This window comes from Clostridium sp. LBM24168, assembly GCF_052953915.1.
Map to the genome: position 1 here is coordinate 2,988,087 of NZ_CP196861.1, position 26,737 is coordinate 3,014,823.

16 protein-coding genes, 2 tRNA genes and 6 rRNA genes are annotated in these 26,737 nt (G+C 40.5%); 21 read left to right on the plus strand and 3 right to left on the minus strand.

Translation table 11 applies throughout. The features are described from left to right. The first annotated feature begins 271 nt into the window (after positions 1 to 271). From ACSVC9_RS14925 to ACSVC9_RS14935, 3 genes are all read left to right on the plus strand, one after another. Positions 272 to 3,160: ribosomal RNA gene (locus ACSVC9_RS14925) — 23S ribosomal RNA — on the plus strand. Between the two features lie 215 nt (positions 3,161 to 3,375). Further along, positions 3,376 to 3,492 (plus strand): 5S ribosomal RNA (gene rrf, locus ACSVC9_RS14930). 7 nt (positions 3,493 to 3,499) lie between these two features. Next, positions 3,500 to 3,575: transfer RNA gene (locus tag ACSVC9_RS14935), tRNA-Lys, on the plus strand. A gap of 73 nt (positions 3,576 to 3,648) precedes the next feature. Here the strand turns inward: ACSVC9_RS14935 and ACSVC9_RS14940 are convergent. Further along, positions 3,649 to 4,143, minus strand: a complete 495-nt coding sequence (locus ACSVC9_RS14940; RefSeq protein WP_446898205.1) for an HD domain-containing protein — start codon at positions 4,141 to 4,143, stop codon at positions 3,649 to 3,651. Between the two features lie 136 nt (positions 4,144 to 4,279). On the opposite strand from ACSVC9_RS14940, the gene ACSVC9_RS14945 reads away from it, so the two are divergent. The 4 genes from ACSVC9_RS14945 to ACSVC9_RS14960 all read left to right on the plus strand — a co-directional run bounded on the left by ACSVC9_RS14945 (position 4,280) and on the right by ACSVC9_RS14960 (position 9,359). Further along, positions 4,280 to 4,975, plus strand: coding sequence for a response regulator transcription factor (locus ACSVC9_RS14945; protein WP_446898206.1), 696 nt, complete (start codon positions 4,280 to 4,282; stop codon positions 4,973 to 4,975). Continuing rightward, entirely contained in the window at positions 4,968 to 6,227 is a 1,260-nt protein-coding gene (locus ACSVC9_RS14950) for a sensor histidine kinase (protein ID WP_446898207.1), read from the plus strand. The genes ACSVC9_RS14945 and ACSVC9_RS14950 overlap by 8 nt, the downstream gene beginning before the upstream one ends. Before the next feature lie 68 nt (positions 6,228 to 6,295). Then, positions 6,296 to 6,970 (plus strand): ABC transporter ATP-binding protein, encoded by a 675-nt coding sequence (locus ACSVC9_RS14955; protein WP_446898208.1) that lies wholly within the window; start codon positions 6,296 to 6,298, stop codon positions 6,968 to 6,970. Between the two features lies 1 nt (position 6,971). After that, the gene (locus ACSVC9_RS14960; protein ID WP_446898209.1) at positions 6,972 to 9,359 is read left to right on the plus strand and encodes an ABC transporter permease; all 2,388 of its coding nucleotides are present in this window, start codon (positions 6,972 to 6,974) and stop codon (positions 9,357 to 9,359) included. Positions 9,360 to 9,446: 87 nt separating this feature from the next. Here ACSVC9_RS14960 and ACSVC9_RS14965 read toward each other — a convergent pair whose 3' ends face one another. Continuing rightward, complete coding sequence (locus tag ACSVC9_RS14965) at positions 9,447 to 10,901, minus strand: MDR family MFS transporter (protein WP_446898210.1); 1,455 nt, start codon at positions 10,899 to 10,901, stop codon at positions 9,447 to 9,449. Positions 10,902 to 11,059: 158 nt separating this feature from the next. Between ACSVC9_RS14965 and ACSVC9_RS14970 the strand changes: the two genes are divergently transcribed. The 7 genes from ACSVC9_RS14970 to ACSVC9_RS15000 all read left to right on the plus strand — a co-directional run bounded on the left by ACSVC9_RS14970 (position 11,060) and on the right by ACSVC9_RS15000 (position 16,204). After that, on the plus strand, positions 11,060 to 11,668 hold the full coding sequence (locus ACSVC9_RS14970) for a TetR/AcrR family transcriptional regulator (RefSeq protein WP_446898211.1): 609 nt from the start codon (positions 11,060 to 11,062) through the stop codon (positions 11,666 to 11,668). 22 nt (positions 11,669 to 11,690) lie between these two features. Next, positions 11,691 to 11,837, plus strand: coding sequence for a hypothetical protein (locus ACSVC9_RS14975; protein WP_446898212.1), 147 nt, complete (start codon positions 11,691 to 11,693; stop codon positions 11,835 to 11,837). Positions 11,838 to 11,919: 82 nt separating this feature from the next. Continuing rightward, the gene (locus tag ACSVC9_RS14980) at positions 11,920 to 12,951 is read left to right on the plus strand and encodes a M42 family peptidase (RefSeq protein ID WP_446898213.1); all 1,032 of its coding nucleotides are present in this window, start codon (positions 11,920 to 11,922) and stop codon (positions 12,949 to 12,951) included. Beyond that, a complete protein-coding gene (locus ACSVC9_RS14985; RefSeq protein WP_446898214.1) occupies positions 12,942 to 13,931 on the plus strand; it encodes a M42 family metallopeptidase in 990 nt (329 codons plus the stop codon). Before ACSVC9_RS14980 ends, ACSVC9_RS14985 begins: the two co-directional genes overlap by 10 nt. Before the next feature lie 54 nt (positions 13,932 to 13,985). Continuing rightward, complete coding sequence (locus tag ACSVC9_RS14990) at positions 13,986 to 14,924, plus strand: M42 family peptidase (protein WP_446898215.1); 939 nt, start codon at positions 13,986 to 13,988, stop codon at positions 14,922 to 14,924. Between the two features lie 12 nt (positions 14,925 to 14,936). After that, entirely contained in the window at positions 14,937 to 15,377 is a 441-nt protein-coding gene (locus ACSVC9_RS14995) for a VanZ family protein (RefSeq protein ID WP_446898216.1), read from the plus strand. Continuing rightward, positions 15,374 to 16,204, plus strand: coding sequence for an alpha/beta fold hydrolase (locus ACSVC9_RS15000; RefSeq protein WP_446898217.1), 831 nt, complete (start codon positions 15,374 to 15,376; stop codon positions 16,202 to 16,204). The genes ACSVC9_RS14995 and ACSVC9_RS15000 overlap by 4 nt, the downstream gene beginning before the upstream one ends. Here the strand turns inward: ACSVC9_RS15000 and ACSVC9_RS15005 are convergent. Then, positions 16,201 to 16,797: a uracil-DNA glycosylase gene (locus ACSVC9_RS15005; protein ID WP_446898218.1), complete on the minus strand. Its 597-nt coding sequence runs from the start codon at positions 16,795 to 16,797 to the stop codon at positions 16,201 to 16,203. The two genes, ACSVC9_RS15000 and ACSVC9_RS15005, sit on opposite strands and share 4 nt — an antisense overlap. 174 nt (positions 16,798 to 16,971) lie before the next feature. On the opposite strand from ACSVC9_RS15005, the gene ACSVC9_RS15010 reads away from it, so the two are divergent. The 7 genes from ACSVC9_RS15010 (at position 16,972) to ACSVC9_RS15040 (ending at position 26,494) form a co-directional block, all read left to right on the plus strand. Then, complete coding sequence (locus tag ACSVC9_RS15010; RefSeq protein ID WP_446898219.1) at positions 16,972 to 18,105, plus strand: pyridoxal-phosphate-dependent aminotransferase family protein; 1,134 nt, start codon at positions 16,972 to 16,974, stop codon at positions 18,103 to 18,105. Positions 18,106 to 18,451: 346 nt separating this feature from the next. Continuing rightward, positions 18,452 to 19,960: ribosomal RNA gene (locus ACSVC9_RS15015) — 16S ribosomal RNA — on the plus strand. 493 nt (positions 19,961 to 20,453) lie between these two features. Then, positions 20,454 to 23,342 (plus strand): 23S ribosomal RNA (locus ACSVC9_RS15020). Between the two features lie 88 nt (positions 23,343 to 23,430). Further along, positions 23,431 to 23,547, plus strand: a 5S ribosomal RNA gene (gene rrf, locus ACSVC9_RS15025). A gap of 9 nt (positions 23,548 to 23,556) precedes the next feature. Further along, positions 23,557 to 23,632: transfer RNA gene (locus tag ACSVC9_RS15030), tRNA-Phe, on the plus strand. Between the two features lie 116 nt (positions 23,633 to 23,748). Continuing rightward, positions 23,749 to 24,492 (plus strand): peptidylprolyl isomerase, encoded by a 744-nt coding sequence (locus ACSVC9_RS15035; protein ID WP_446898220.1) that lies wholly within the window; start codon positions 23,749 to 23,751, stop codon positions 24,490 to 24,492. A 493-nt stretch (positions 24,493 to 24,985) separates the two neighbouring features. After that, a 16S ribosomal RNA gene (locus ACSVC9_RS15040) occupies positions 24,986 to 26,494 on the plus strand. Together the 16S, 23S and 5S rRNA genes with 1 tRNA gene alongside form the textbook arrangement of a ribosomal RNA operon. Positions 26,495 to 26,737: the final 243 nt, after the last annotated feature.

A 26,737-nucleotide genomic window follows, 5' to 3' on the forward strand; every position in this document is an offset into this window, starting at 1 on the left:
ATTGTTGTTCTTTGAAAATTGCACAGTAAGAAAAATAGAAGTCGAAAGACTTCATATTTAAAGTAAAGCTAAGGTTAGAAATAACCTTTGTAGATTATACTTGTCTGTATAATACATTTTATATTTACCGGCAAGCATAAGTGATTAAAAATTGGTAATGACGAGTATGACAAGGAAAAGACCAAATGAGGAGCGGAGTTTACTTATGTAAATGAGCACCGCAGAGAGGTATTTGACGTAGTCATAGGAAGTCAGTAGCAATTTTTTAAAAGGTCAAGCTACAAAGGGCGCATGGTGAATGCCTTGGCACCAGGAGCCGAAGAAGGACGTGATAAGCTGCGATAAGCTTCGGGTAGACGCAAATAGTCTGTGAACCGAAGATTTCCGAATGGGGAAACCCACAGTGGAAGCACTGTACTCCAAGCTGAATAAATAGGGTTGGGGAGGTAAACCCGGGGAACTGAAACATCTAAGTACCCGGAGGAAGAGAAAGAAAAATCGATTTTCTAAGTAGCGGCGAGCGAAAGGGAAAGAGCCCAAACCAGGAACTTGTTCCTGGGGTTCGGACAGACAATGTGAACAATAGGTTAACTGAAGAGAGCTGGAAGGCTCCGCCACAGAAGGTAAAAGCCCTGTAAGTGAAAGCTGAAAAAGTTCTAGTCTGTACCAGAGTACCACGAGACACGAGAAACCTTGTGGGAAAGAGGGAGGACCACCTCCTAAGGCTAAATACTACCTGGTGACCGATAGAGAAGAAGTACCGTGAGGGAAAGGTGAAAAGAACCCCGGAAGGGGAGTGAAATAGAACCTGAAACCGTGTGTCCACAACCGATCGAAGCACTTTTACGTGCGACGATGTGCTTTTTGTAGAACGAGCCAGCGAGTTACGGTATGCAGCAAGGTTAAGCACTTAAGGTGCGGAGCCGAAGGGAAACCGAGTCTTAAAAGGGCGGCTAGTTGCATGCTGTAGACCCGAAACCGGGTGACCTATCCATGGCCAGGTTGAAGCGGAAGTAAAATTCCGTGGAGGACCGAACCACGTTGGTGTTGAAAAACCATGGGATGAGCTGTGGATAGCGGAGAAATTCCAATCGAACTCGGAGATAGCTGGTTCTCCTCGAAATAGCTTTAGGGCTAGCGTCGCCAATGAGTAATGGAGGTAGAGCACTGAATGGGCTAGGGGCTGACAACAGTTACTGAACCCTATCAAACTCCGAATGCCATATACTTGAATGACGGCAGTCAGACTGCGAATGATAAGATCCGCGGTCAAAAGGGAAACAGCCCAGATCATCAGCTAAGGTCCCAAAGTGTAAGTTAAGTGGAAAAGGATGTGGGATTTCGAAGACAACTAGGATGTTGGCTCAGAAGCAGCCACTCATTCAAAGAGTGCGTAACAGCTCACTAGTCGAGAGATCCTGCGCCGAAGATGTCCGGGGCTAAAACTTACCACCGAAGCTATGGACTCGAAAGAGTGGTAGAGGAGCATCCTGTACGGATAGAAGCAGTACCGGAAGGAGCTGTGGACTGTACAGGAGAGAGTATGCTGGCATAAGTAGCGAGAAATAAGTGAGAATCTTATTGGTCGAAGACCTAAGGTTTCCTGGGGAAGGTTCGTCCGCCCAGGGTTAGTCGGGACCTAAGCCGAGGCCGAAAGGCGTAGGTGATGGACAATCGGTTGATATTCCGATACCGCAAACTTGCGTTTGACAGAAGGGATGACGCAGAAGGATAGGATGTGCACACTATTGGATGTGTGTCTAAGCACTGAAGCAGGCCGGAAAGGAAAATCCATCCGGTCAATGCCGGGGTGTTATGGGGATCCAATTATGGAGAAGTATCCGATTTCACACTGCCGAGAAAAGTCTCTATGGAGCAGGTTAGTGCCCGTACCGCAAACCGACACAGGTAGGTGAGGAGAGAATCCTAAGACCATCGGAAGAATTGTTGTTAAGGAACTAGGCAAATTAACTCCGTAACTTAGGGATAAGGAGTGCCCCGAAAGGGGCCGCAGAGAATAGGCTCAAGCAACTGTTTATCAAAAACACAGGTCTCTGCTAAAGCGAAAGCTGAAGTATAGGGGCTGACGCCTGCCCGGTGCTGGAAGGTTAAGGGGAATACTAAGCCGTAAGGCGAAGGTATGAACTTAAGCCCCAGTAAACGGCGGCCGTAACTATAACGGTCCTAAGGTAGCGAAATTCCTTGTCGGGTAAGTTCCGACCCGCACGAATGGCGTAATGATTTGAGCACTGTCTCGACAACAAATCCGGCGAAATTGTAGTGCAAGTGAAGATGCTTGCTACCCGCGATTGGACGGAAAGACCCCGTAGAGCTTTACTGCAGTTTAGCATTGAGTTTCGGTATTGTCTGTACAGGATAGGTGGGAGGCATGGAAACCGGGGCGCCAGCCCTGGCGGAGCCACCCTTGGGATACCACCCTGACAGTACTGGAATTCTAACCGGCGGCCATGAAACTGGTCACGGGACATTGTTAGGCAGGCAGTTTGACTGGGGCGGTCGCCTCCTAAAAAGTAACGGAGGCGCCCAAAGGTTCCCTCAGAAGGGTCGGAAATCCTTCTTAGAGTGCAAAGGCATAAGGGAGCCTGACTGCGACACATACAGGTGGAGCAGGGACGAAAGTCGGGCTTAGTGATCCGGTGGTACCTCGTGGGAGGGCCATCGCTCAACGGATAAAAGCTACCTCGGGGATAACAGGCTGATCTCCCCCAAGAGTTCACATCGACGGGGAGGTTTGGCACCTCGATGTCGGCTCGTCGCATCCTGGGGCTGAAGTAGGTCCCAAGGGTTGGGCTGTTCGCCCATTAAAGCGGCACGCGAGCTGGGTTCAGAACGTCGTGAGACAGTTCGGTCCCTATCCGTCGCGGGCGCAGGAAATTTGAGAGGAGCTGTCCTTAGTACGAGAGGACCGGGATGGACTGACCTCTGGTGCACCAGTTGTTCCGCCAGGAGCATTGCTGGGTAGCTATGTCGGGAAGGGATAAACGCTGAAAGCATCTAAGCGTGAAGCCCACCTCAAGATTAGATTTCCCACAGCGTAAGCTGGTAAGACCCCTCGGAGAACACGAGGTTGATAGGTCAGGGGTGTAAGCATGGCAACATGTTGAGCTGACTGATACTAATAGGTCGAGGGCTTGATCAAAATATATCTTACTGTGCAATTTTCAGAGAACAATAGTATTCCATATGGGATACATATGTTGTTGAAATACTGCGGGAGACTGCAGTAAGTAAATTGATAGTAACGAGCAGATTGAGGAAAAATATGAACGGGGAGCAGAGTTTACTTATGTAAATGAGCACCGGAGTGAATGATTTTGACGAAAATATGCGAAGTTAATAGCAATTTATGATTGATCTGGTGGTTATGACGTGAAGGTAACACCCCTTCCCATTCCGAACAGGATGGTTAAGCTTCATCGTGCCGAGAGTACTGCAGGGGTAGCCCTGTGGCAGGGTAGGTAGCTGCCGGGTTTTTTATGGTTCACTAGCTCAGTTGGTAGAGCACATGACTTTTAATCATGTTGTCCGGGGTTCGATTCCCCGGTGAGCCACCAAAAAAGGAAGTACATTATGTATTTCCTTTTTTATTTATAAAAAAATTTAAATAAACTCCATATAAGAATCACTTCATTTTTTAAGGTAAATTGTATGCAGAAATTGCCTGCCAGTGGAGGTCTTGAAATATTTTTCATCCATAAATTCTATGTCAGATTTTTTAATATTGTCTTCATAAGCATTTACCAGAAAATCACTTTCGATTAATATCTGTAAATCTATTTTATCAATTTTATTGTAACTGTGGTGACTGCCTATTAAAAAGCATATTCTGTCAAGTACATTTTTATCTATGTCAATGTCTTTAAGCAATTCTCTGGCTATGGGAGGCCCTTCAATTTCCTGATAGTTTCCCGCTGAACTATTGTATTTTCTCTCGCTTTCTTTAATTCCTATATCATGCAGTATGGCGGCTGTTTCCAGTATAAGCAGGTCATTTTTATTTAACTCTTCCAGCTCACCTATGGTTTTACTGAAGCCGTAGACTTTTAGAGCATGATTTATTCTTTTAGCATCATTTCCAAAATAAGTTATCATTTTTTTCATGACGTGGCTTGTTATGTTCATGATAATTTTCTCCTTGTGTTTATATTCTATTGATTTTATTATAATATTTTTATAGTGACAATGGTATCAAATTTAAATAACCCTATGATAAAATATTAATGTATTCTTGTTAAGTAAAAATATGGAGGACGCCGATATGAAAAATATACTGCTTGTAGAAGATGACAGATCCTTGAATAGAGGAATAAGTTTCAAATTGGACAGAGAGGGTTATGGAGTATTTTCAGCCAGAAGTATAGATGAAGCAAAAAAAATATTATATGGTAAGAGTATCGATCTTATGATTCTTGATGTAGGACTTCCAGATGGAAATGGATTTGATTTTTGCAGTGAAATCAGAAAAAATAGTGATTTGCTCATTATTTTTTTAACTGCCTGTGATGAGGAAGTGGATATTGTAACAGGACTTGATCTGGGTGCAGATGATTATATCGCCAAACCTTTCAGCCTCATGGTACTGATGTCGAAAATAAATGCCTTGCTTAGAAGAAACTGTGATAAAGGAGGAAACAGTAAAATCATATCTGGGGATATAGTCTTCTATGTTAATGATATGAAGGTATTGAAAAAAGGAAAAGAATTGTTCCTGAGCAGGAATGAGGTAAAACTTTTGAAATATTTAATGGATAATTCGGGACAAATAATAAGTAAAGATCAGCTTTTGGATAAACTTTATTCTATAGACGGTACCTTTATAGATGAAAATACTATAGCTGTAAATATAAGAAGGCTTAGGGAAAAAGTAGAAGATGATCCTTCAAATCCTCAATATATAAAAAATGTCAGGGGAATAGGATACGTATGGGCAGAGAGCTGTGCAAAAAATGATTGAATATTTAAAAGAAAACCCATTATTTAAAAGGGCATTTATAACAGTGGCTTTAGGTACAATGCTTATTTCCATAGCTGTCTGCTTTTTGCATTATTATATGATAAACAAGATCTATGTAGATCAGATGAATTCCACAGTACAATTGGTGGGATCTCTTGCAAGATCACATCCAGAAGATGAAGTGGAAATTGTAAAAACCATTCTGCTAAAAAAATACAATTCTGAGGACTTAAATTATGGTGAGAGCATCATAAAAAAATATGGATATGATGATGAAGTCAAAGCCTGGAACGATGCTGCATTTAATAAAAATGTATATGCTATGGCAATTGACGATCTGGTTGTATTTATATTTGCTCTGGCCGGATTCATATGTATTTTCAGATACTGCAGTCTGAGGATTATAGAAGAACTTGAGGAAATTTTAAATGTAGTTGATAAAATAATAGACGGCAAATTTTCCATAAAGGCTGATAATGATAAAGAGGGGATTTTATCTAAAATATATTCAGGGTTTTATCAAATGACCAGAATACTTGAGCTGAATATAAATAAACTGGATAGGGAAAAGGAAAATATAAAATCCCTTGTTACAGATATATCACATCAGATTAAAACACCTTTATCCTCCATAAAACTTTTCAACTCCATTTTAATAGAGGATGAAAATATAAATACAGATGAAAGAAAAGAATTTTTATATACCATAAAAGAAGAAACGTTAAAACTTGAATGGCTTACAGGATCTCTTATAAAGCTGTCAGGACTTGAAGCAGGCATGATCACATTTAAAAAAGAGAAAAAATCCATAAAGGATACAATATATAAATCCATAAAGGGAGTATATTCAAAAGCACTTCATAGAAATATAGAGATAGATGCTGAAGATATTCATGAGTATCTTGTTTTTCATGATCCCAGGTGGACCAAGGAGGCCATAATCAATGTGCTTGAAAATGCTATAAAATACACGGATTCAGGTGGAAAGATCAATATCAGTATGGTTGAAACGAATTTTTTTATAAGAATTGATATAGAGGATAATGGAATAGGTATACCAAAGAAAGATTTCAACAAGATTTTCAAAAGATTTTATAGGGGAAATTCCAGGGTGGTTCAGGAATGTGAAGGATCCGGAGTTGGACTGTATCTTACCAGGAGGATACTGGAGCAGCAGGGGGGAAATGTCATGGTGGATTCAGAAGTGGGGAAAGGAAGCAGGTTTAGTCTTTTCTTACAAAAGTGTAAGTGAGTTTGAAAGTGATATGTAATATTGCCATGTTATGATCTGTGTATCAAATGTAAAAGAGAGGTAATAACATGAAGGTATTGGAAACAAAGTCTTTAAAGAAATACTACGGTAGAGGTGAAAATTTGGTCAAAGCTGTGGATGATATAAGTTTTACTGTACATGAGGGAGAATTTATTGTAATAGTAGGTACCTCAGGATCGGGAAAAAGTACACTGCTTCATATGATGGGTGGACTAGACAGGCCTACTTCAGGAAATGTGTATATTGGGGGAAGAGATATATTTTCAATGAAGGAAGACGATCTGGCCATATTCAGAAGGAGGAATATAGGTTTTGTATTTCAGGCCTTCAATCTTGTGCCGGTCTTAAATGTATGGGAAAATGTGACGCTGCCCATAGGCCTTGACAATAAAAAGGTGGATGAAAATTATATAAGAGAACTTATGGAAACTCTAAACATATATGATAAAAGAAATTCACTTCCCAATACACTTTCAGGCGGACAACAGCAGAGAACCGCCATCTGCAGGGCCCTTGCCAGCAAGCCCTCCATAATGCTTGCAGATGAGCCTACGGGAAACCTTGATTCTAAAACTGCCCAGGAAGTTATGTCGCTGCTTAAAATGTCAGTGGAAAAATACAATCAGACACTTGTAATGATAACTCATGATGAAAAGATCGCCCAGATGGGTGACAGAATAGTTAGAATTGAGGATGGAAAAATAAGGGCAGGTGAGATGTAAAATGAACTGTATATCAAATCTGGCCAGAAAAAATTTGAAATTCTCAAAGACTAAAAATATTCTTGTCATAATAACCATAGCACTGGCTGCATGTCTCATAACAGCCTCCGGTATAGTGATCTACAGCATTCAAGATATGGTAATAGCTTCCACAGAAGAACAATCCGGAAATTATCATGGAATCTATAAAAACGTGAATGACAGGCAGATTCAAATATTGAAGAACAACATAAAAATTGAAAGTGCAGGAGAGTATATTCCCTTTGAGAGTGTAAAGAGAAAAAATTTCAATTATCCGGACATATCCTTAATTTATGCAGATTACAAAGCAGCGGATATGACAAATATTAAACTGGAGAAGGGCAGGCTTCCACAAAAAAGCACTGAAATAGCCCTGGAAAAATGGGTACTTGAAAAATTAGATGTAAAAAGTGCTTTAGGGGAAACCATACATATTGAATATGGAAATACCTCTTCAGCTGCAGACTTTGTACTAAGCGGTATATTGAAGGACAGTACAATGCACAAGCAGCAAAACGTGAGTACAGGGCTGGTGTCAAAAAAATTTGTATATGAAAACTTGCCAAATGTAAAAAAGGACTGCTTTGTAAGGGTAAAAGGCCACAGAGACGTGGAAAAGAGTATCACTGACGTAGGTCATAGTATTGGGATAAAAGACAAAAATATAATCAAAAACTCCATGTATATAGATGCCTCAGGAGGAGATCCTATGATGCTGGCAGCGTTTGCCGTGATAGCAGTAATTGTTGTTCTGACGACAGTGGTGGTCATATATAATATATTTTATATATCCGTTATTGAAAGGATAAAACAGTTCGGGCTGCTTGCAGCAGTGGGAGCCACCAGGAAACAGATCAGAAAGATAATATTCAGGGAGGGACTTCTGCTGTCTGTGGTAGGAATTCCACTGGGGATTATACTTGCCCACATTGCTGTTTTTATGATTGGATATCTTTTTTCACAGATTTCTAATATAAGAATGAAGTCCTCTCCATACATTGTGATTGTATGTGTATTTATAAGTCTGGCTGCAGTGGCAATCTCTCTTATAAAACCAGGGAGGCTGTCTTCGAAGATATCTCCTGTAGAATCCATGAAATACAGCGGTGTAAAAATAAGTTCCAGTAAAAAGGAGAGGGCTTCATTAAAAAAGATATCCATAGCTAAAATTGCACGGCTGAATCTGTGGAGAAATAAGAAGCGTACGATTATGACCATGCTTTCTCTGACCATGAGCGGAGTTCTATTTATCATAATGTGCAGTGTTTTAAAAAGCATGAATGTAGACAATATGGTCAAGCATGATTTTAAATATGAATTTGATCTTTCGGTTACAAATACCTACGGAAGTCCATTGAATAAAAAATTGATTGATGATATAAAAAGCATGGATGGAGTGAAAAATGTCTATATCAAGAAAAATACATTAAATGTTTTTGTAGACAATGCACGCAGCATTCTATATGGATATGATGATTATATGCTGAACAGGTTAAATAAGTATCTGATAAGAGGGAATATATCCAGCGAAAATCTGAAAAACAGAGATGAAGTTCTCATAGTGGGCAGAAAAAATGAAGATGGCAGTATCAACTGCAAATACAAGGTGGGGGACAAAATCTCCGTTTCAATCAGGAAAAAGGACAGCAGTGGAAATTTGAGAGAGGTCATGAATAAAAAGTTTACCGTAGCAGGTATATTAAGTGACAATATTGCAGGCTCCGGCTGGATTGTGGGAGGGTATGAATTTATAACTCATGAGGATGTATTTACAAAGAAAGAATTTAAAGACAGCCTGGCAGATAACAGGGACAACAAATTAACTGACATTTATATAGATATAGACAGCAGTAAATTTGAGGCCATAAAAAGCAGGCTCAAAGCCATAGTAAATAGGGACAGCAGGATAATGTATGAGTCAAATACGGACTGGAAGAAGGAACTGGAAAATCAGTTTATGGCAATAGAGATAACAGCAATGAGCTTTACGGGAATAATAGCCCTCATAGGAATTCTGAATCTCATAAATACCATGATTACAAGCATACTCACAAGAAAAAGAGAGTATGGAATGCTCCAGGCAGTGGGGCTGTCAAACAAACAGCTGAGACAGATGCTTCAGATAGAGGGCATGTACTATGCTGGTATAAGCTCCTTACTGTCGGTGATTTTTGGAACTGGTCTTGGATACTTCTGCTTTAAACTGTTTAAAAAGGCAGGGGCCGATTATGCAGAATATAAATTTCCTCTCATACCTATACTTGCAGTGATTGTAGTGTTTATTTCAGTGGAGATACTGATAACCTACATTATTGAAAGCAGATTAAAAAAGGAATCCATAATCGATAGAATCAGGTACAGCGAATGATAATATAAAGTATAAAGTGATTTTTAGGTTCTTAAAAAAGATTTTTTTATAAGGGTAATCACTATGAACCTAAGAATCACTCTGCTTTCACTGCTCTCCGTCAGCCTGTGAGGTTGTTTCATATCCTGATTTTTTATACATGGTCAAAAACAGCGTTGGAATCACAGCCGCCACGGTGAAGCCGATGGCCCACCAGAACGAGACGTCGAAGGAATGAGCAAACGCATGAAGATCGGAGGCAGCCCGGCCCACCATCTGCTGTTGGGCGACGGTAGCAAGAATAGCCGACCCGAAAGCCCCGCCGATGGTTTGAAAGATCCTTGTAGCTATACTTGCATGAGGAATCTGATCTCTTTGAAGTCCAATGAGGGCGGATGCCATGATTGCAATAAACAAACCGCCAAGCCCCGACCCTCTGATCAAAAGGGCAACAGCCAAAAGAATCATATTTGTGTTCGTACCCGCAAAAGCAAATGGCAACGTACCGATTGCAATTGCAGTAAGGCTCATTAGCACAATATTGCGTGAGCCGTCACGGTCGGCTGCCTTTCCAGCCAAGCTTCTGGTGAGCAGCATGCCTAGGCCCTGAGGAAGCAGCCACAAACCGGCTGACAGGGCACTTTCACCGCGCACCTCCTGATAATAGAGCGGCAGCATCAGCAAAGTCCCGTTTGTAATGATGCCGCTGAAAATCAGCAGTATATTGGAAGCGGAAAAATTGACAGATTTGAATAGTTTCAGATTCAGAACTGGCTCCCGTTTCGTATTCAGAGCATAGACAATATAGGATACCATCAAAATAATGCCCATGATCAGTGGAACATAGACTGCACTGCTATTTAAGCCACCGTGCATGGGAATCTGGGCAATACCATAGATCAGAAGAGTAAACGCGGGTGATAGCAAAAGCAAGCCGATCAGATCAAGAGACGCTTTCTTTTCCGAGAGCTTGTCGGCTGGTATTCCCCATAGGGCTAACGAAACCGCCACAATGCAGATTGGAATATTAACCCAAAAGATGGCACGCCAGTTCAGACTGTTAACGATAATTCCTCCCAACACCGGGCCAAGGATCGGTCCGAGTAAAGCGGGGATACTGACAATCGACATGATCTGTCCGAGATTGTGTCCCCCGGAGATCTGTACCAGTTCCGTTTGCAGTACAGGCATCATTAATCCAGCGCCAATACCTTGAATGATACGGAAAAGGATCATGCTTCCTATGTTCCATGACAGCATAGAACATACAGATCCGATTAAAAAGAGTATCAATGAAAAGATATAGGATAGTTTGCATCCAAATCGCTTAGTGGCCCAGCCTGAAATCGGGACGGTCAGTCCCATTGCAAGAACGTATCCTGTCGTGACCCACTGTACGGTGGAAATGGTTGCTTTCATATCAGTTGCAATTGTATGGATTGCTACATTGATCATCGTCGAATCAAACAGCGGCGCAAGCGCACCGAAAACCAGAACTATAGCAGTTCTGAGCACGATCGGATCAAGTTTTTCTTTTGTCGGTTTTACATTTTCTGTATTCATGAGAAAATTCCTTTCATGGTCATAATAAGAAACGCTTAGTTTCTTTTGAAATTATGTTATAATAAATACAGGCCTTTGTCAATAGGAAACTTGGAGTTTTTATAAATATTTCTACGGCAGAGGATTATTTATTGTTGATGTTCGGAGGGAAATAAAACATGGATAAACAAAAGAAGGGTACGCGCCGCCGCGGAGAAGTTCTGGAAGAGGCGATCTTGCATGCTGCATGGTGGGAACTCTTAGAAACCGGCTATACGCATATGACGATGGAGAGCGTCGCAACACGGGCGGGGACAAATAAATCTGTACTTTACCGCCGCTGGCCCGATAAGTCTGAGCTTGTGATGGCTACCCTGCGTAAATATTATTTTCCGAAAATTACAAATGAGATACCGGATACAGGAAACCTGCGCGATGATGTGTATACTTATCTGCATGGGCGTGTTGAACCGTTGAAAACAATTGGATCAGAGACAATCAGGGGGCTTATTATGGAGCCAGTGGTATGGCGCAGGATCATCGCATCTATGCCGAAAATCATCGAGCGGAGATCAGAGAGCAAGATGACGGCGGCTATGATGGAGATTTTAAAAAACGCGGAACTTCGCGGTGAAGTCTGCCTTGAAAAATTGTCTCACAGGATCATCTCATTGCCACTTGACTTGCTGCAGTATGAGCTGATTACAAAGCTGGAACCCGTATCCGATGAAGCCATAGCGGAGATTGTAGATGACATTTTTATGCCGCTTGTACATGCAAAACAGTAATAGCAGGATTTTTCACAAATGTATGATTGGGAAAGCGATGGGAAAAAACAAAGGATGGATGATTGCTTCTATTTTAATGGCTTTAATGCATTTACCTCAGAGAATTTTTATTGGGAAAGTGACTTTAACTGAAACCTTTATAAGTATGCTTGACTTAGTTTTAAAGTAGCTAAGGGAAGAAGTGTAAATGTATAGATTCGTAGTAATTATGCTATAATTAAACTACCAATGTATTTGGCTGGAGGTAAAAGATGCAGGAATTGAGCTTTTTAAAAAGAATTTGTGAGGCTGATGCTCCTAGTGGAAGGGAAGATTGGCTGTACTCTATTATAGAAGATGGTTTTAAGAAATTTGGCAATATAACCATGAGTGAATTAAATAATATTTACATACATAAAAAAGGAAAAAATTCCAGTAAAATAATGATAATGGCTCATGCAGATGAGGTGTTTCTGATGATAAGTGGAATTTCAAAAGAGGGATTTTTAACATTTAAAGCTGTGGGAATAGATCCTAAAAGCCTTATATCACAGGAGGTTATCATTCATGGGAGGAAGAAAATAAAAGGAATTATAGCTTTAAAACCTGAATATGAGGATAAAGACAAAGATAATATAAAAATGGAAAATCTGTATATAGACACCGGATATAATTTTGAGAAATTAATTGATTTAGTCAATATAGGGAATTATGTTACCTTAAAAAGAAATATGATTCAGCTTTTAAATGAGAATATATGCGGCAAGGCCATAGATAATAGGTCAAGTATTTTAGCCATGTATATATGTGCAGAAGAGCTTAAAAATGTCACCCCAGATCTTGATATTTATTTTGTATGTTCCTGTCAGGAGGAAGTTGGGCATAGGGGAGCGAAGATGGCGAGTTATGATATAAAACCTGATATTGGAATAGCTGTAGATGTAACTTTTGATGGGGGACCGATGGGTGATAATCTTAGGGATAATGTCTTAGGAAAAGGACCTGTAATATGTATAGGTCCTAATATTCACCCAGGGCTTAGAGAAAGGATAATTTATACTGCAAAAAAATACAATATACCTTATCAAATCGAAATAGAGCCTGGTAATACAGGAACGGATGCGTGGGATATTCAGACTGCTGAGGGAGGGATACCTACATTATTAATATCCATACCAATAAAATACATGCATACATCAGTTGAGATTGTCAATATGAAAGATATAAGAAATACGGGAGTACTGCTTGCAAGATTTATTCAGGATTTAAGTTATAGTGAATTGGGGGAATTGTTTTGCTTTTAGAGGAATTGTGCAATTCAATAGCACCTTCTGGCTATGAGGGTGAAGTGAGAAAAGTGATACAATCTGAACTCAATAGATTGAATCTGAATTTTTCAATTGATAAAATGGGTAATATTCTAGTACATAAGCAAAATAAAAGTAAGGAAAAAGTTTTAAAAGTAATGCTAGCTGCACATATGGATGAGGCAGGACTCGTAATTACGGGCTACAATAATGATGGAACTTTAAGATTTTCAACATTAGGAAATATAGATAAGAATTCACTTCCATGTAAGGTTGTTCTTATCGGAAAGAACAGAATAAAAGGAGTAATAGGTTTAAAACCAATTCATCTTCAAAGCAGAGAAGAGAAAAATTGTGAGGTATCTTTAAAAGATATTTGTATGGATATAGGAGCAGTGTCTGCAGAAGAAGCTAGAAGCATTGTAAATCTGGGAGATTCTGCTGTATTTGATGTAAAATTTGAAAAATTTCCTGATAATATTATAAAAGCAAAGGCACTGAATGATAGAATAGGATGTCTTGCATTACTTGAGATATTAAAAGAAAATTATAGCTGTGATCTGTATATATCATTTAATATACAGGAAAATATTGGAGAAAGAGGTGCATCTATTTCTATATATAATGTCAAACCAGATATTTTCATATCAGTTGATGCAATTTGTACAAGCAAATTAGAGCATGTAGAGCTTGGAAAGGGTCCGATTATTCCATTTAAAGATGGAATTTGTATATTCGACAGGGAAGTTGTGAAATTTATTAGAGATACAGCCAGCAGATTACATATACCCTACCAGAATATTGCATGTATTAAAAGGGAGAGGAAGGTGACATCTGTTCAGACTATGTCATTAAATTCTAAATTGTGTTCAATTTTAATGCCATGTAGATATATGAACTCAGCTGTTTCTATGTGCAATATGGAGGATTATAAAAGTATGGTAGCGATACTAAAAATTTATCTGGAAAGCTTTTAATATAAATTTCGGAAGGGAGTTGAATACTGTCTATTTTAAAAGACAGTAAATTTTATGGATGATCTTCTAAAGAATTTGATCAATTCTTATGGAACAAGTGGGAATGAATCGAATATAAGAAATTTAATAAAGAAATATCTATGCGATAGTAATCATAAAATATATGAAGATGCTTGTGGAAATGTTATTTCGAAAAAAGGCCTTGGCAAAAATAGGATAATGATATGTACCCATATGGATTCGACAGGTTTTATGGTGAAGAACATAGATGAAGATGGAATAATAAAGGTAGATAGCATTGGATACTTTGAAAAACAGAATGTGAACCACAGTTTTATAAGATTTGAAAATGGTACATTGGGAAAGATATTTTTATATGAATCTGATATATTGGTAGATATAGGAGTGGATAGTAGAAATGATGTACTGGAAAGAATAAAAGAGGGAGATACAGCTTCACTTGTTGGTCCATATTTAGTCACAGGGAATAATATAATAAGTCCCCTTCTTCACAATAAAGTAGGATGTTATATACTTCTAAAGCTTATGGATAAGGTAAGTAGAGAGAACCAGCAAATATATTTCGTATTTTCTTCAAAAGGGGAGACGGGTGGAATTGGTGCTGCAGCGGCAGTTAATAGTATAAAACCTGATTATGTTATAGTAGTCGGTACTGAAAGTACATCACTATCTGATAAAACAGGAAACAGTATAAACATAGGAAAAGGTCCTGTCTTAAGAATAATGGATAAATTGTTGATAATGCATGAGGATATAAAGAATATGTTGGAGGAAGCATCGCGTAAATCAGATGTAGATGTTCAATATAGTATAAGTAGTGGTGGGTCTGAAGGAGGACTTGTTCATAAAGAACTTTCAGGAATAAGGACTGGGGAAATTGATGTCCCTTGTAGATATAAGTACTCGACTTCTGAAATGATATCTGTATGTGATATCAACAATACTATAAAATTGTTGAGAGAATTGATTTAGGAAGGTTTTAAAATGAATAAAAATATTAGATGGCTGCTCGTTATTTTATGGATAATAATAATATTCATATTTTCAAATCAACCGGGGAATGTATCGGATGAGAAAAGTAAATTTGTAGTTGGATTGTTTAATGCAATTGGAGTAAATCTCAATAATCTATTTGGTAATATGGCAAACTTTGCAATTAGAAAGATCTCTCATTTTATGGAGTATCTTATACTCTATATATTATTATTGAATGCATTGTATGAAAAATCTAAAGTTAAAAGAGCTCTTTTAATATCAATAATAATAGTATTTCTGTATGCGTGTCTGGATGAAGTTCATCAATTGTTTATACCTGGGAGATCATCTAGAATAAGAGATATTATTATAGATACAGCAGGAGGTTTTGCAGGACTTCTTACGAGTTTTTATTATTTGTACAAAAAAAGGAGAATAGTTCAAAAATGAAATGTAAAATAGATGGTATATCAATAAACTATCATATAAAAGGAAATGGAAAAGCGATTGTTATGCTTCATGGTTATGCTGCAGATTGTAGGTTGATGATAGGGTGTATGGAACCTGTTTTTTTCAATAAGAAGGGTTATAAGAGAATATACATGGATCTTCCAGGTATGGGAGAAAGCAGCACCTCAAAACAGATTACAAATGCAGATGATATGTTGGATGTTATAGTACATTTTATTGAAGAGATTATTCCAGATGAAAATTTTCTTCTGGCAGGTGAATCCTATGGGGGATATCTGTCAAGAGGAATAATTTATAAAATGCCTGAAAAAGTAGATGGACTTCTGTTGATATGTCCGGTTATAATACCTAATTTTAAAGAGAGAGATCTGCCAGAACACATTATTCTGGTAAAAGATAAAGAATTACTTTCACAATTAAATAAGGATGAAATTGAAAACTTCAATTTAATATCCGTACTTCAGAGCGAAAAAATCTATAAAAGGTATAAAGATGAAGTACTTTCAGGTATAGAAATAGGAAAACATGAGTTTTTGCGATATTTCAAGAAGAATGGATATAAATTTTCTTTTGATGTTGATAAAATAAATGGAAAGTTTGAAAAGCCAACACTTATACTTTTAGGACATCAAGATTCCTGCGTGGGTTATAAGGATGCATGGTCTATTTTAAATAATTACCCTAGAGCAACTTTTTCTGTAATTGACAATGCTGGTCATAATTTACAAATAGAACAGGAAGATATGTTTAATTATATGGTAGGCAATTGGATAAAAAGAACTGAAAAAGAAATTGGGAAACTCTAAATCTTCGTTAGAGTTTCTTTTAATTTCAGCCAGTCGCCATTATACATGTTTTTAAAATCTTCATTTCTATTATAAGTTAGGGAAGATGGATGGTACATGGGAAAAATATGCATTTTTAATTCTATGTTAAAGAATAGTTTACCGTGACATTCTCCAATAGATTTGAATTCTGTCAAGCTTTTCAGAGGTACGTTTCCGAGAGTTATTATTATTTTGGGGTTAACAAAATTAATTTCTTCTTTAAGGATATCCTTGAATAAATTTATTTCAGAAACTTTCGGAGTTCTGTTTTTCACACTATTTCTGCCATTTTTACCTCGGGTTATCTTTATGGGCCTGAAGAAGCAGGTATTTGTTATCCTTACTTTGTTACGTATGAGACCTATAGAAGTTAGATACTTTTCAAAATTCTTTCCAGCCATTCCAACAAAAGGTCTGCCCTCTATTATTTCCATCTTTCCGGGAGCTTCTCCAATAAATAATATATCACAAGGTATAGGGCCATCACCTGTAATGTATCCGCCAATAGGGGAATCAGTGTAATCTTCACATATGAGCCTGATTTTTTCTTTTAAATAATTGTTAATATCCATAGAAAAATTCCTTTCAGTTTTTTATATTTTTTGATGAAGTCATAAAAAATATTCTAATAGAATTATAACAAAGTTTATATAGAATTAAACGTACCCATACATTTTAATATTAACTTGAATAATGATATAATCAACTTCAAACAATTATAAATAGCATATTAAGAGGTGAAATTTATGAAAAATTTTTATATAATGACTCCAGGACCTACTGAAGTTAGTGAAAATGTTAGATTATCCAGAAGCAAAAGATTTACCAATCCAGATCTAGACCTGGAATTTTATGATTTTTATAAAGAAACTTGTGAAAAAACAGCACAATTTTTGAATACTGGCAATGAGGTAAGAATACTGGGTGGTGAAGGAATACTTGGACTTGAAGCAGCTTGTGCCTCTCTTACTGAAAAAGGAGATAGAATTCTTGTAATTGATAATGGAATATTTGGAGAAGGATTTAGTGATTTTATCAACTTATATGGTGGAGAAGTTGTATTTTTTAAAGGTGATAGAAAAAAGCAGATAGATGTGGAAGAGTTAACGGATTTTCTGCAAAAGGACAGTAATTTTAAATACGCCACTGTAGTGCATTGTGATACTCCATCCGGAGTTTTAAATGATATATCCAAAATTTGTCCATTGCTTAAAGAGAGGGGTATACTTACTGTGGTTGATAGTGTTGCAGCTATGGGAGGAGAAGAACTGGACGTGGATAAATGGGATATAGATATAGTAGTAGGTGCATCTCAGAAATGTGTTTCAGCACCTCCGGGTATTACATTTTTAAGTATAAGTAAGGATGCTTTTAACTATATGGAAAGCAGGAAAAGTCCAATAGCTTCTTTTTATTGTAATTTGCTTGTATGGAAGGATTATTATAAGAATAAATGGTTTCCTTATACACCACCTATAAGTGATATATTGGGTTTTAGAAAAGCAATAGACAATATATTGGAAGATAAAGATATAATAGATAGACATAGTAAAATTGCTGCAGCTACAAGAAGTGCAGTAAGAGAAGCAGGATTGGATTTATATACAATAAATGGATATTCCAATACAGTAACAGTAATTCAGGTTCCGGAGGGAATGAAAGATGGGGATATTAGAAAATACATGGGAAATAAGTACAATGTAATGATAGCAGGATCCTTTGGATATTTGGAAGGGAAAGTTATAAGGATAGGGCATATGGGTGAAAATGCGAGAGAAGATAGAGTGAGCTATACATTGTATGCACTTCAAAAATCATTGGAACATTTTGGATTCCAGTGTAAATGTGATATGTCATCCTGCTTTCTTAGTGAATTGTAGTGTTAAGTCAACATTACCTTGTGTATCAATATAAGTATATTGAAGAAAATGTGTAAATAATATAAATAAAGAATGGTAAATTGGTATAATGAATATATTTATTGTAGAAGGTGGTAAGGTATGTGTTATAATAACATACGTTGTGTCGACTTGTGACAAAAAAATGTTGACAAACAATAGATGAGATGATACAATGTAAAAGCTGTCCAAAAGGGCGGCAGAAGAAGAGAAATGATCCTTGAAAATTAAACAGAATAGAAACAAGTGAAAACTTGAAGAAATAAACCAGCAATTCTTTTGGGCTGCAGAGATGCAGCAATGAAGTAAATGAGTAGAGACAAACTTTTAAATTGAGAGTTTGATCCTGGCTCAGGACGAACGCTGGCGGCGTGCCTAACACATGCAAGTCGAGCGAAGGAACCCCTTCGGGGGCGACTTAGCGGCGGACGGGTGAGTAACACGTGGGTAACCTGCCTCAAAGAGGGGGATAGCCTCCCGAAAGGGAGATTAATACCGCATAACACCAGAAATCGCATGAATTCTGGATGAAAGGAGAAATCCGCTTTGAGATGGACCCGCGGCGCATTAGCTAGTTGGTGGGGTAGAAGCCTACCAAGGCAACGATGCGTAGCCGACCTGAGAGGGTGATCGGCCACATTGGAACTGAGATACGGTCCAGACTCCTACGGGAGGCAGCAGTGGGGAATATTGCACAATGGGCGAAAGCCTGATGCAGCAACGCCGCGTGGGTGATGAAGGTCTTCGGATTGTAAAGCCCTGTCTTCTGGGACGATAATGACGGTACCAGAGGAGGAAGCCACGGCTAACTACGTGCCAGCAGCCGCGGTAATACGTAGGTGGCGAGCGTTGTCCGGATTTACTGGGCGTAAAGGGTGCGTAGGCGGATGTTTAAGTGAGATGTGAAATACCCGGGCTTAACCTGGGTGCTGCATTTCAAACTGGATATCTGGAGTGCAGGAGAGGAGAACGGAATTCCTAGTGTAGCGGTGAAATGCGTAGAGATTAGGAAGAACACCAGTGGCGAAGGCGGTTCTCTGGACTGTAACTGACGCTGAGGCACGAAAGCGTGGGTAGCAAACAGGATTAGATACCCTGGTAGTCCACGCCGTAAACGATGAGTACTAGGTGTAGGAGGTATCGACCCCTTCTGTGCCGCAGTAAACACAATAAGTACTCCGCCTGGGAAGTACGATCGCAAGATTAAAACTCAAAGGAATTGACGGGGGCCCGCACAAGCAGCGGAGCATGTGGTTTAATTCGAAGCAACGCGAAGAACCTTACCTGGACTTGACATCCCCTGCATAGCCTGGAGACAGGCGAAGCCCTTCGGGGCAGGGAGACAGGTGGTGCATGGTTGTCGTCAGCTCGTGTCGTGAGATGTTAGGTTAAGTCCTGCAACGAGCGCAACCCTTGTTGTTAGTTGCTAACATTAAGATGAGCACTCTAACGAGACTGCCGCGGTTAACGCGGAGGAAGGTGGGGATGACGTCAAATCATCATGCCCCTTATGTCCAGGGCGACACACGTGCTACAATGGGCAGAACAAAGAGAAGCAATACCGCGAGGTGGAGCGAAACTCAAAAACTGTTCCCAGTTCGGATTGCAGGCTGAAACCCGCCTGCATGAAGCTGGAGTTGCTAGTAATCGCGAATCAGCATGTCGCGGTGAATACGTTCCCGGGCCTTGTACACACCGCCCGTCACACCATGAGAGCTGGCAACACCCGAAGTCCGTAGCCTAACTTAGGAGGGCGCGGCCGAAGGTGGGGTTAGTGATTGGGGTGAAGTCGTAACAAGGTAGCCGTAGGAGAACCTGCGGCTGGATCACCTCCTTTCTAAGGAGAAATGAAACAGTAATACTGTTTCAAAATGTTGGTAGTTTGTTTGAATTAGTAACTTGTAAAAATTGATAGTAACGAGCAGATTGAGGAAAAACGCGAATGAGGAGCAGAGTTTACCTGTGTAAATGAGCACCGCAGTGAGTGGTTTTGACGAAAAGATGCGAAGTTAATAGAAATTTTTATTCTGTTTAATTTTGAAGGATTATATCCTTCAAAATTGTTGTTCTTTGAAAATTGCACAGTAAGAAAAATAGAAGTCGAAAGACTTCATATTTAAAGTAAAGCTAAGGTTAGAAATAACCTTTGTAGATTATACTTGTCTGTATAATACATTTTATATTTACCGGCAAGCATAAGTGATTAAAAATTGGTAATGACGAGTATGACAAGGAAAAGACCAAATGAGGAGCGGAGTTTACTTATGTAAATGAGCACCGCAGAGAGGTATTTGACGTAGTCATAGGAAGTCAGTAGCAATTTTTTAAAAGGTCAAGCTACAAAGGGCGCATGGTGAATGCCTTGGCACCAGGAGCCGAAGAAGGACGTGATAAGCTGCGATAAGCTTCGGGTAGACGCAAATAGTCTGTGAACCGAAGATTTCCGAATGGGGAAACCCACAGTGGAAGCACTGTACTCCAAGCTGAATAAATAGGGTTGGGGAGGTAAACCCGGGGAACTGAAACATCTAAGTACCCGGAGGAAGAGAAAGAAAAATCGATTTTCTAAGTAGCGGCGAGCGAAAGGGAAAGAGCCCAAACCAGGAACTTGTTCCTGGGGTTCGGACAGACAATGTGAACAATAGGTTAACTGAAGAGAGCTGGAAGGCTCCGCCACAGAAGGTAAAAGCCCTGTAAGTGAAAGCTGAAAAAGTTCTAGTCTGTACCAGAGTACCACGAGACACGAGAAACCTTGTGGGAAAGAGGGAGGACCACCTCCTAAGGCTAAATACTACCTGGTGACCGATAGAGAAGAAGTACCGTGAGGGAAAGGTGAAAAGAACCCCGGAAGGGGAGTGAAATAGAACCTGAAACCGTGTGTCCACAACCGATCGAAGCACTTTTACGTGCGACGATGTGCTTTTTGTAGAACGAGCCAGCGAGTTACGGTATGCAGCAAGGTTAAGCACTTAAGGTGCGGAGCCGAAGGGAAACCGAGTCTTAAAAGGGCGGCTAGTTGCATGCTGTAGACCCGAAACCGGGTGACCTATCCATGGCCAGGTTGAAGCGGAAGTAAAATTCCGTGGAGGACCGAACCACGTTGGTGTTGAAAAACCATGGGATGAGCTGTGGATAGCGGAGAAATTCCAATCGAACTCGGAGATAGCTGGTTCTCCTCGAAATAGCTTTAGGGCTAGCGTCGCCAATGAGTAATGGAGGTAGAGCACTGAATGGGCTAGGGGCTGACAACAGTTACTGAACCCTATCAAACTCCGAATGCCATATACTTGAATGACGGCAGTCAGACTGCGAATGATAAGATCCGCGGTCAAAAGGGAAACAGCCCAGATCATCAGCTAAGGTCCCAAAGTGTAAGTTAAGTGGAAAAGGATGTGGGATTTCGAAGACAACTAGGATGTTGGCTCAGAAGCAGCCACTCATTCAAAGAGTGCGTAACAGCTCACTAGTCGAGAGATCCTGCGCCGAAGATGTCCGGGGCTAAAACTTACCACCGAAGCTATGGACTCGAAAGAGTGGTAGAGGAGCATCCTGTACGGATAGAAGCAGTACCGGAAGGAGCTGTGGACTGTACAGGAGAGAGTATGCTGGCATAAGTAGCGAGAAATAAGTGAGAATCTTATTGGTCGAAGACCTAAGGTTTCCTGGGGAAGGTTCGTCCGCCCAGGGTTAGTCGGGACCTAAGCCGAGGCCGAAAGGCGTAGGTGATGGACAATCGGTTGATATTCCGATACCGCAAACTTGCGTTTGACAGAAGGGATGACGCAGAAGGATAGGATGTGCACACTATTGGATGTGTGTCTAAGCACTGAAGCAGGCCGGAAAGGAAAATCCATCCGGTCAATGCCGGGGTGTTATGGGGATCCAATTATGGAGAAGTATCCGATTTCACACTGCCGAGAAAAGTCTCTATGGAGCAGGTTAGTGCCCGTACCGCAAACCGACACAGGTAGGTGAGGAGAGAATCCTAAGACCATCGGAAGAATTGTTGTTAAGGAACTAGGCAAATTAACTCCGTAACTTAGGGATAAGGAGTGCCCCGAAAGGGGCCGCAGAGAATAGGCTCAAGCAACTGTTTATCAAAAACACAGGTCTCTGCTAAAGCGAAAGCTGAAGTATAGGGGCTGACGCCTGCCCGGTGCTGGAAGGTTAAGGGGAATACTAAGCCGTAAGGCGAAGGTATGAACTTAAGCCCCAGTAAACGGCGGCCGTAACTATAACGGTCCTAAGGTAGCGAAATTCCTTGTCGGGTAAGTTCCGACCCGCACGAATGGCGTAATGATTTGAGCACTGTCTCGACAACAAATCCGGCGAAATTGTAGTGCAAGTGAAGATGCTTGCTACCCGCGATTGGACGGAAAGACCCCGTAGAGCTTTACTGCAGTTTAGCATTGAGTTTCGGTATTGTCTGTACAGGATAGGTGGGAGGCATGGAAACCGGGGCGCCAGCCCTGGCGGAGCCACCCTTGGGATACCACCCTGACAGTACTGGAATTCTAACCGGCGGCCATGAAACTGGTCACGGGACATTGTTAGGCAGGCAGTTTGACTGGGGCGGTCGCCTCCTAAAAAGTAACGGAGGCGCCCAAAGGTTCCCTCAGAAGGGTCGGAAATCCTTCTTAGAGTGCAAAGGCATAAGGGAGCCTGACTGCGACACATACAGGTGGAGCAGGGACGAAAGTCGGGCTTAGTGATCCGGTGGTACCTCGTGGGAGGGCCATCGCTCAACGGATAAAAGCTACCTCGGGGATAACAGGCTGATCTCCCCCAAGAGTTCACATCGACGGGGAGGTTTGGCACCTCGATGTCGGCTCGTCGCATCCTGGGGCTGAAGTAGGTCCCAAGGGTTGGGCTGTTCGCCCATTAAAGCGGCACGCGAGCTGGGTTCAGAACGTCGTGAGACAGTTCGGTCCCTATCCGTCGCGGGCGCAGGAAATTTGAGAGGAGCTGTCCTTAGTACGAGAGGACCGGGATGGACTGACCTCTGGTGCACCAGTTGTTCCGCCAGGAGCATTGCTGGGTAGCTATGTCGGGAAGGGATAAACGCTGAAAGCATCTAAGCGTGAAGCCCACCTCAAGATTAGATTTCCCACAGCGTAAGCTGGTAAGACCCCTCGGAGAACACGAGGTTGATAGGTCAGGGGTGTAAGCATGGCAACATGTTGAGCTGACTGATACTAATAGGTCGAGGGCTTGATCAAAATATATCTTACTGTGCAATTTTCAGAGAACAATAGTATTCCATATGGTATACATATGTTTTCCATATTTAATGATTTATGTCAAATATCTGGTGGTTATGACGTGAAGGTAACACCCCTTCCCATTCCGAACAGGATGGTTAAGCTTCATCGTGCCGAGAGTACTGCAGGGGTAGCCCTGTGGCAGGGTAGGTAGCTGCCGGGTTTTGAATGTGGCCAGATAGCTCAGTCGGTAGAGCAGAGGACTGAAAATCCTCGTGTCCCTGGTTCGATTCCTGGTCTGGCCACCAAAGAGCTCTGGATTTATCTAGGGCTCTTTTAATTATATCTATAAATTTTGATATGGAAATTTAATCATAAATGAGGCATAATTATTTATGTAAGTAAAAATGAAGGGAGATAATCTATGAGTAATAATATATTAGCTATTGTAAATGGGACTGAAATTAAAGAAAGTGATATTCAAGATTCTATTAATAGATTTCCTATAGATAAAAGGAACCAGTTGAATACGGATGAAGGTAAAAAACATTTGTTAAATGAAATGATATTTTTTGAATTAGCATATAATTATGCTAAAGATATGAATCTTGAAAATGATGAAGAATATTTAAGAATGATTGAATTGGCTAAAAAAGATATATTAACACAGGTAGCTATATCTAAGGTTATGAGTAATGCTGATGTTAATGATAAAGAAGTTGAAGATTATTATAATGCAAATAAAGATATGTATAAGAATCCTGAAAAAGTAAAGGCAAAGCATATACTGGTAGATAGTGAAGAAAAAGCTGAAAAAATTTTAAAAGAAATTCAAGATGGAATGTCTTTTGAAAATGCTGCAAGAAAATATTCTTCTTGTCCATCTAAAGCTCGAGGTGGGGATTTAGGCGAATTTTCAAGAGGACAAATGGTTCCAGAGTTTGAGAATGTTGCATTTATGTTAGATATAGGAGTAATTAGTAAACCCGTAAAAACTCAGTTCGGATATCATTTAATAAAAGTTGAAGAAAAAATAAAGACTTCTAGGGCATCTTATAATCAAGTAAAGGATTCTATTAAAAGAGGATTGTTACAGGAACGTCAGGCATATCAATATTCTAAATTTGATAAAGAATTGAGGAAGAGATATAAAGTTGAAATAAAATAAATTTAGAGTATTTTTAATTTATTTTATTTGGTATTATAATCATGACAACCTTCTCTGAGTTAAGCAGTCTATTTCAATTGTAAATTTGTTCAATTGAAATATTATAGTTATTAATATAAACATAACCGTGTGTATCTATATATAAAAAAGTTAGAAATGAATAGAAAAAAAGAGATAAGGACAAAATAAGCTTATAATATGGAAGAATGAATAAATTGTAGAATAATAACCTGTGATATAATAACATTCGTTGTCCACAAAAGGCAACAGAAGCTAGTTATTTCAATCTGTTGTTGCAATGTATTAAAAAATGTTGACAAACAATAGATGAGATGATACAATGTAAAAGCTGTCCAAAAGGGCGGCAGAAGAAGAGAAATGATCCTTGAAAATTAAACAGAATAGAAACAAGTGAAAACTTGAAGAAATAAACCAGCAATTCTTTTGGGCTGCAGAGATGCAGCAATGAAGTAAATGAGTAGAGACAAACTTTTAAATTGAGAGTTTGATCCTGGCTCAGGACGAACGCTGGCGGCGTGCCTAACACATGCAAGTCGAGCGAAGGAACCCCTTCGGGGGCGACTTAGCGGCGGACGGGTGAGTAACACGTGGGTAACCTGCCTCAAAGAGGGGGATAGCCTCCCGAAAGGGAGATTAATACCGCATAACACCAGAAATCGCATGAATTCTGGATGAAAGGAGAAATCCGCTTTGAGATGGACCCGCGGCGCATTAGCTAGTTGGTGGGGTAGAAGCCTACCAAGGCAACGATGCGTAGCCGACCTGAGAGGGTGATCGGCCACATTGGAACTGAGATACGGTCCAGACTCCTACGGGAGGCAGCAGTGGGGAATATTGCACAATGGGCGAAAGCCTGATGCAGCAACGCCGCGTGGGTGATGAAGGTCTTCGGATTGTAAAGCCCTGTCTTCTGGGACGATAATGACGGTACCAGAGGAGGAAGCCACGGCTAACTACGTGCCAGCAGCCGCGGTAATACGTAGGTGGCGAGCGTTGTCCGGATTTACTGGGCGTAAAGGGTGCGTAGGCGGATGTTTAAGTGAGATGTGAAATACCCGGGCTTAACCTGGGTGCTGCATTTCAAACTGGATATCTGGAGTGCAGGAGAGGAGAACGGAATTCCTAGTGTAGCGGTGAAATGCGTAGAGATTAGGAAGAACACCAGTGGCGAAGGCGGTTCTCTGGACTGTAACTGACGCTGAGGCACGAAAGCGTGGGTAGCAAACAGGATTAGATACCCTGGTAGTCCACGCCGTAAACGATGAGTACTAGGTGTAGGAGGTATCGACCCCTTCTGTGCCGCAGTAAACACAATAAGTACTCCGCCTGGGAAGTACGATCGCAAGATTAAAACTCAAAGGAATTGACGGGGGCCCGCACAAGCAGCGGAGCATGTGGTTTAATTCGAAGCAACGCGAAGAACCTTACCTGGACTTGACATCCCCTGCATAGCCTGGAGACAGGCGAAGCCCTTCGGGGCAGGGAGACAGGTGGTGCATGGTTGTCGTCAGCTCGTGTCGTGAGATGTTAGGTTAAGTCCTGCAACGAGCGCAACCCTTGTTGTTAGTTGCTAACATTAAGATGAGCACTCTAACGAGACTGCCGCGGTTAACGCGGAGGAAGGTGGGGATGACGTCAAATCATCATGCCCCTTATGTCCAGGGCGACACACGTGCTACAATGGGCAGAACAAAGAGAAGCAATACCGCGAGGTGGAGCGAAACTCAAAAACTGTTCCCAGTTCGGATTGCAGGCTGAAACCCGCCTGCATGAAGCTGGAGTTGCTAGTAATCGCGAATCAGCATGTCGCGGTGAATACGTTCCCGGGCCTTGTACACACCGCCCGTCACACCATGAGAGCTGGCAACACCCGAAGTCCGTAGCCTAACTTAGGAGGGCGCGGCCGAAGGTGGGGTTAGTGATTGGGGTGAAGTCGTAACAAGGTAGCCGTAGGAGAACCTGCGGCTGGATCACCTCCTTTCTAAGGAGAAATGAAACAGTAATACTGTTTCAAAATGTTGGTAGTTTGTTTGAATTAGTAACTTGTAAAAATTGATAGTAACGAGCAGATTGAGGAAAAACGCGAATGAGGAGCAGAGTTTACCTGTGTAAATGAGCACCGCAGTGAGTGGTTTTGACGAAAAGATGCGAAGTTAATAGAAATTTTTATTCTGTTTAATTTTGAAGGATTATATCCTTCAAAATTGTTGTTCTTTGAAAATTG